This window comes from Aureimonas sp. AU4, assembly GCF_001463765.1.
Taxonomy (GTDB): Bacteria; Pseudomonadota; Alphaproteobacteria; order Rhizobiales; family Rhizobiaceae; genus Aureimonas.
The window spans coordinates 21,647-28,280 of the sequence record NZ_BBWK01000078.1 but is presented as its reverse complement, the minus strand read 5'-3'; the positions used below and the strand labels follow the sequence as shown (position 1 = coordinate 28,280).

The following is a 6,634-nucleotide window of genomic DNA, read 5'->3' as shown; positions in this document are numbered from 1 at the left end:
GGGGGTGGTTAGCCGACCGTCCGCTTTCGGGCGAACCCGTTACAAAGCGGACGTTTGTCTGATATGCGATTGGGCGACTATCGGGCGCTCATGCGCTGGAAGTCGTCGTCCAGATCCACGACAATGTCGCTGGCCCCTTGCGAGCCATCCGCTTTGCTCCGCTTGGCTGCACTCGTGGCATGGCGATCTCCAAACGCCTGAACCCTCGCCTGGAGCTGGCGCACGCTCTCCTGCCGGGTTGCACGCACGGCTTGCGTGCCGACAGGACCCTCGAGCTTGAAGTAGCCAGCCCGCTCCGCCAAACGCTGGGCTTCGCTCGACAGCTCCGTTGCGGTCGCCGCCATCTCGTTCGCGGCCCCGGCGTTGGATTGGGTCACCTGGTCCAGCTGGGTGATCGCAAGATTGATCTGTTCGATACCAACGGCCTGCTCGCGGCAGGCCGCCGTGATCTCGCCGACCAACTCCGACGTGCGTTCGATATCGGGGACAAGGCGGGCCAGCATCTCGCCCGCTTCTTCGGAGGTGACAAGCGTTCTGGCCGACAGGTCCCCGATCTCCGCCGCCGCACTGGCCGAACGCTCGGCGAGCTTGCGGACCTCGGAGGCCACCACCGCAAAGCCTTTGCCATGCGCACCGGCGCGGGCCGCCTCGATTGCAGCGTTTAGCGCCAGAAGATCCGTCTGCCTGGCGATCTCTTGGACGATCTGAACCTTCTGCGCGATCAGTCGCATCGCCTCGACGGACTGCGTGACCGCAACGCCAGTCCGCTTGGCACCGACGCTGGCAGCTGATGCCATCTTCTCGGTCTGAGACGCGTTGTCGGCATTCTGACGGACGTTTGCCGTCATCTCTTCGACCGCCGCCGATGCTTCCTCGGACGCGGCTGCCTGTTCGCTCGACCCGGACGAGAGTTGCTCGGCGGTCGCGGCCGACTGCTGCGAACCCTTTGCGACCTGAGCCGAAGAGGCGAGGATTTCGGCAACGATCTCATTCAGCTTGAGGCGCATCTGACAGATCGTCGTCAGGAGGTCGCCGATCTCGTCCTTGCGGGCATGGACGATACGTTCCGAGATATCGCCGGTACCGACCTTGCGCGCATGATGCATGGCCAGTTCAAGCCCACGGGACAGGGACAGGGCGAACCAGGCTGCCGACGCCGTGCCGATCGCCAAGGCAGCGGCAACGAGGCCCATCAGAATGTTGCGCGCTTTGACCTCCTCCTGATGCATCCCGTCAGCGATCTTTCCTGCAACCCCTCGCTCAAAGGCGAGAAGATCGGTGGTTCGCTCGACAATGGATTGAAGCTGGGGGCGCACGACCTGCGAGATCTGAGGAATGGCCTGGGCAACGATCGTGGGGTCGCCCGACTCCAGCTCGGCCATCACCGCATCGGCGCTTGTGCGATAGTGTCTCCATGCTTCGACCCCGGCTGTGGCCTTCGTGATCGCGTCCGTATCGCCAGGTTCCACCTGGGCCAGGTACGATTGGGCTGCCGCCGTATTGGCGTCGATCAGGCCGAGGATGTCCTCGCGCATGTCAGCCTTCTGACCGGCGTCGGACGTGAAGGTCATGGCATTCAGGGTGCGCCCAATCTCCTGGGTTCTCGCCCAAAGCGCGCCCAAACGGTTCGACTGGGTGAAGGGCCCTTCCATGAAGGACACCATGCTTGTGTCCGCCGCGCTGATGGCGGCGATGCCGTAGTAGCCGGCACCACCCGACAGCATGAGAATGGTTGCAAACGATAAGGCGAGCTTTGTCTTGAGCTTCATGGTGCATTCCCGATCTCATGCGGAATGCTTTGAGGTTTAGACTGGAATATCTCTACGACTCATGTGCGATGTCGAATTTCTCGCATGTCAAAACCGTACAGTTCGAGAAGAACGCATACGGATGGGATCGCATACGTTGCTTCAATCGGCCACGACTTCTGCCCAGTTCCATTCTTTTATCAGAACACTTCTCACGCCCAGAAGCCGTCCAGCGATCAAACGATCGCAAAACCTGTTTGGGGAGGCGAGGGAGCCTATTAGGCGGACGGCGCAGGACTTCATCAACATAGCGGCAAACCGCAGTCCCGCTGAGGCTATGCCAAGTCCGTCCTTGGGGGATGGGGGCTACGGACCTTGGCTTCGATTGATGGAAAGGACTCTTCTGACGCGTCAACGTTGTTCCGTACCTGCTCTAAAACGCCTGCGATCTCCAGAAGGCGAAGAGCATTGAGGCGCTCGCCGACCCGCTCACATGGCCCAAGCGCTGCCAGACGCAGGTCCAAAACCATCATAGTCAGGTTGATCCAGGCTCGTTGATCCATTCCGATCTCCTGCCATGCGGTGGGAATGGTCCCCAGTCGTGCCTGGCTCTCTCGTATTCGGGAGACAGGCTTCGAATCTGGTCAGGTCGGAAGGGTAGCCGTAACGTAGAGAGCCTCGATCTCAGCCTCTCCAAAGATCTGGCCGCTGCGTAGTCGCACCTCGACTTCATCCGCTGTCGGGCGATGCAAAACGATCGCTTGCATCGCGGAGCGCAGCATCAGCGGTCCGGTCCGGCGGTCCGGGTTGCGCGTGACGATATCGCAGTCCTGATCGAGATCGAAGGGGAGCATGGCATGAGGCTCTCGCTTTGGGTTGTCAGGCGACTGACGCGAGGGCCTGCTCCGGAATCAAGAAACCGAACGCCAGTGCCCTATTGTGCGCGTCGTCGTGACGCAGCTAGAAGGTATTCTCCAGCTTTCGCAATGACATCGTTAGAACCGTACGAAAACGGACCAAGCCGTTTGAACGCTGCTGCTCAAGCGTCGGCCATGTGTCCTTCGATCAGCCGCGCATACTCCTCTTCCGGCACGCCGTAGCAACCGTCGGCTATATCGATGAGCTTCTGGCGATCGAGGACGCGGATCGAAGCTCTGTTGGCGCGGATAGCGTGTTCGCCTTCCAGAATATGGATCTCGTTGGTGACCCCTGAGCGCCGGACGCCCAGCATCAGAGCCAGGAACTCGTGCGTAAGCCGCATGTCGTCGGTTCTCAGTCGGTCGTGGCACATTAGCAGCCAGCGGGCGAGACGTTGGGGGATCGTATAGCGTCCGTTGGCCAACGCAGAGTGAGCAAGCTGGATCTGGTAACTCTGGACAAAGCGCAGGAAGTGGATGCGTATCTTCTCGTCGGCAGACAGCAGTTCCAGCAGATGTTCGGACGGCACGCGTAGTCCTGATCCTGCCACCTGCATGAACGTATGGTTCGGCGTTCGGTCCGTGCCAAGCAGAAGATGCAGGCCGCTCAATCCCTCCAAACCCAGGTGCCCGACTTCGATCTGTTCGGCACCATCGCGGCTTGTCGCCACAACGGACGCAAGCCCGCTCTCTAGAAAGAAAACGTGCGTTGTCGGTACGTTCGGCTCGACCAGCGTGGTGCGTACCGGAAGATCGATAATCTCAGCCTGCGACATCAGCGCGTTTCTGCCGGTATGGGATAAAGCCGCCAAAAGTCGGTTTCGGATCGGCTCTGTCATGATTGGCGCTGTCCGTCGGGAAGGAGCCCGCTCTCGTCACGCGCAGACCAACCTCTCATCGTCCCGGCGCACGACAGTTTTAGCTGTCTGCAACGCGGCCGGACCACCTATGGTACAGGAGCGTACGGTTCTGACATTGAGCGCGGGCAGCAGGCCGCAGAGATCAGATGTTGCCATCGAACGTGCTGATCCTTCGAGGTGGTAAAAGGTCGGCCAACCGAACCACGTCGTGACGCTGATCCGCCGCGTCGCAAATCTCGATCCGGTCACCGTTGATCGGTTGCCCCATGCGAACAGCCGTGGCCACCAGTTCGCGAGCCGCCTCGACTGCTTCCTTCTTGGCTCTGTCGAGGGATGCGAACTCCTCGCCCTCGAAGTCCTGAATGAACGTATCCGCGCGGTAGAGATGGAAGAAGTAACGGGTCATAGCTAGGCAATCCGCATGCGAGGGCAGGCGTTGCCGTAGGAAAGCGTACGCTCGGCAACGGATCAGAGCGTTCGCCATGACACGGGCACTTCTGTCGCACGGAATGGTACGGTTGTGACCGTTAGTTCGCGAGAATGCCGAGATTATATTGGGGCGAACGATATAACGCGGACACACCCCTCATGCATCAACCCGTCACGGAGCGCATCGCCGCCATTCTGCGTGACCGCTACGAGCCGTATGCGGCTGAACGTGTTGCGCTACGCATTGTTGAGTGCATTCAGGCGGGCGACGACATCGGCGATCACCTAACGGCCGTTCCCGTTTCCGCCGCGAGATTAATGAACCGGTAAACCATCGTCGGAGAGACACAAGCAGTCGGAACTCTTCGACGATCGTTCACAAACACCGCCCAGCGCCGAAAGGAGCGCTCTGGGTAGAAGGTTGGTGAGTCCATGCGCTATTATCTGCACCAGATCCAGACCAACGATATCGTCCGCGATCCAGAGGGGGGGGACTACCCCGACTTGGCAGCCGCCGAGGCGGAAGCGGTGGAAGCCGCTCGTGAGTTGATGGCCAGTGCCATCCGGGCGGGACGAGATATCAGCGATTGGACGATCGAGATTGCGGACGAGACAGGCATGGTCTGGAAACGCGTTGCCTTCGCCTCAACCGTTCGGCGTGAACAAGAGATGCAGACGCGCCGTGCTATGGGGTGAGAACGGCACCCGAGATAGGTCCGCACTTCGATATGGTACGCGCAGTCCGCTTACTGCATCTGCGTATAGCTGCCTTCGACGCTGTAAAGGCCCGAAGGCGGATGGACCACTTTCGACTATTAGCACCCCAGACTACGCAGCGCGGTGGCCAACATACTTGCGCGGGGCGTTAGGCGTTCCGGTTACCAATCGGACGGTATGATGCCACGCGTTTTCCGGAGAACGTATGTCCGAAGTTCCGATCACGCCTGAACTCATGTACCGCTTGCTCGTACAGAGCGTGAAGGACTACGCGATCTATCTTCTCGACGCCGACGGCGTCGTTCTCAACTGGAATGCAGGCGCAGAGCGCGCCAAGGGATACACTGCGGCTGAGATCGTCGGCCGCAACTATGCCTGCTTCTATTCAGAACAGGACCGTGCCAACGGGCTACCACGGCTCAACCTCGAACTAGCCCGGCAGAACGGTCACCATGCCATGGAAGGGTGGCGCTATAGGAAAGACGGCTCGGCCTTTTGGGCCGGCATTGCCCTTGATGCCATCTACGACGACGACCGCCGCTTCGTTGGGTTTGCGAAGGTAACCCGCGACCTGACAGAGCAACGGGCATCCGAGCAGCGCTTCAGGCACCAAAGCCTGCACGACAGCCTGACCGGGATCGCGAACCGCATGGGTCTGGTGGAACGTCTCGAGGCGCAGTTTCCCGAGATCGTCTACGGGTCGCGCATCGCTCTTCACTACATCGACCTCGACCGCTTCAAGCCGGTCAACGACGTGTTCGGCCATCTGGTCGGCGACGACGTCCTGCGCGAGGTCGCGCGTCGCTTGGAGGCCCTCGCTGGACCCGCTGCCTTTGTGGGACGCTTGGGCGGCGACGAGTTCGCCATCGTTCAGCTTGGGTCGCCCGACGGCGCAGCGGTCGCCGACATGGCGAACGCCATCGTTGCAGCCCTGAACCGTCCGATACAGATCGGAACCAAGACGGCCAATATCGGCGCCAGCGTAGGTGTCGCCATCGCGCCCGGCGACGGCTCGGAGATTCCTGATCTTTTCCGCAGCGCGGATTTGGCGCTCTACCGTGCCAAGCACGACGGCCGGAACTGCGTTCGCTTCTTCGATGCGTCCATGAACCAGCAGGCCCTGGCACGCAGCGTCCTGGAACTGAAACTTCGCCATGCAGTGGACGCAGGTGACTTCCATCTGGCCTACCAACCCATCGTCGACGGGCGCAGTGGGGGGGTAACCGGCTACGAGGCACTTTTGCGCTGGGTGGACCAGACAGGCACGCATGTATCGCCTGCTGAGTTCGTACCGATCGCTGAGGAACTCGGCCTGATGCCGAAGCTTGGGGAATGGGTGCTGCGGACAGCCTGCCGGGAAGCGGCGACTTGGCCATCGCCGTTGACCGTTGCGGTGAACTTGTCGGCAACCCAGCTCGGCGACGAGGGCTTGGCCGACCTCGTGACGTCGATCCTGACGACCACCGGCCTTCCGGCCGAGCGCCTGGAGCTGGAGATCACCGAGACCGCCGTTCTCACCGATCTCGACAGGGCGAGCGCGACGCTCAAGCGGTTGCGTGACATCGGCGTTGCGATCGCGCTGGACGACTTCGGGACAGGTTTTTCGTCGTTGGCCCTAGTGCGGGCCCTTCCTCTCACGCGCATCAAAATTGACCGCAGTTTTGTTTCGGACCTCGATGGACATGACGCGTCCACAGCGGTCATCCAATGTGTCGTCGCGTTGTGCCGAGGTTATGGCTTGGCGACGACGGCGGAGGGCATCGAGACCGAACGCCAACGGGATGTCCTGTTGGCCTGCGGATGCGATACCCATCAAGGCTATCTCTACGGACGTCCAGGTACGGTCGTCGCTGCCACTGCGGCACCGCTTCCTCGACAGAATATCCATCCAACTTCGCCGACGCTGGAATGACCGCTTACGGGTAGCTTAGGACATCACCGAAGGGACCATGTTGGGTCGATA

General features: G+C 60.9%; 7 protein-coding genes. 3 read left to right on the top strand and 4 right to left on the bottom strand.

The window, feature by feature from the left end:
* Nucleotides 1-77: 77 nt before the first annotated feature.
* The 4 genes from AUL35_RS19575 to AUL35_RS19560 all read right to left on the bottom strand — a co-directional run bounded on the left by AUL35_RS19575 (nucleotide 78) and on the right by AUL35_RS19560 (nucleotide 3,931).
* Nucleotides 78-1,769 (bottom strand): methyl-accepting chemotaxis protein, encoded by a 1,692-nt coding sequence (locus AUL35_RS19575; protein ID WP_062017984.1) that lies wholly within the window; start codon nucleotides 1,767-1,769, stop codon nucleotides 78-80.
* A 623-nt stretch (nucleotides 1,770-2,392) separates the two neighbouring features.
* Nucleotides 2,393-2,602 carry a hypothetical protein gene (locus tag AUL35_RS19570; RefSeq protein ID WP_062017982.1) on the bottom strand — a complete coding sequence of 70 codons (210 nt, stop codon included), beginning with the start codon at nucleotides 2,600-2,602 and terminating at the stop codon, nucleotides 2,393-2,395.
* 185 nt (nucleotides 2,603-2,787) lie between these two features.
* Nucleotides 2,788-3,504: a Crp/Fnr family transcriptional regulator gene (locus AUL35_RS19565; protein WP_062017980.1), complete on the bottom strand. Its 717-nt coding sequence runs from the start codon at nucleotides 3,502-3,504 to the stop codon at nucleotides 2,788-2,790.
* A gap of 163 nt (nucleotides 3,505-3,667) precedes the next feature.
* Nucleotides 3,668-3,931: a hypothetical protein gene (locus AUL35_RS19560; protein ID WP_062017978.1), complete on the bottom strand. Its 264-nt coding sequence runs from the start codon at nucleotides 3,929-3,931 to the stop codon at nucleotides 3,668-3,670.
* 182 nt (nucleotides 3,932-4,113) lie between these two features.
* Between AUL35_RS19560 and AUL35_RS22305 the strand changes: the two genes are divergently transcribed.
* From AUL35_RS22305 to AUL35_RS19550, 3 genes are all read left to right on the top strand, one after another.
* The gene (locus AUL35_RS22305) at nucleotides 4,114-4,284 is read left to right on the top strand and encodes a hypothetical protein (protein ID WP_156418096.1); all 171 of its coding nucleotides are present in this window, start codon (nucleotides 4,114-4,116) and stop codon (nucleotides 4,282-4,284) included.
* A gap of 102 nt (nucleotides 4,285-4,386) precedes the next feature.
* On the top strand, nucleotides 4,387-4,650 hold the full coding sequence (locus AUL35_RS19555; protein WP_062017976.1) for a hypothetical protein: 264 nt from the start codon (nucleotides 4,387-4,389) through the stop codon (nucleotides 4,648-4,650).
* A 226-nt stretch (nucleotides 4,651-4,876) separates the two neighbouring features.
* Complete coding sequence (locus AUL35_RS19550; protein ID WP_062017974.1) at nucleotides 4,877-6,583, top strand: bifunctional diguanylate cyclase/phosphodiesterase; 1,707 nt, start codon at nucleotides 4,877-4,879, stop codon at nucleotides 6,581-6,583.
* Nucleotides 6,584-6,634 lie beyond the last annotated feature (51 nt).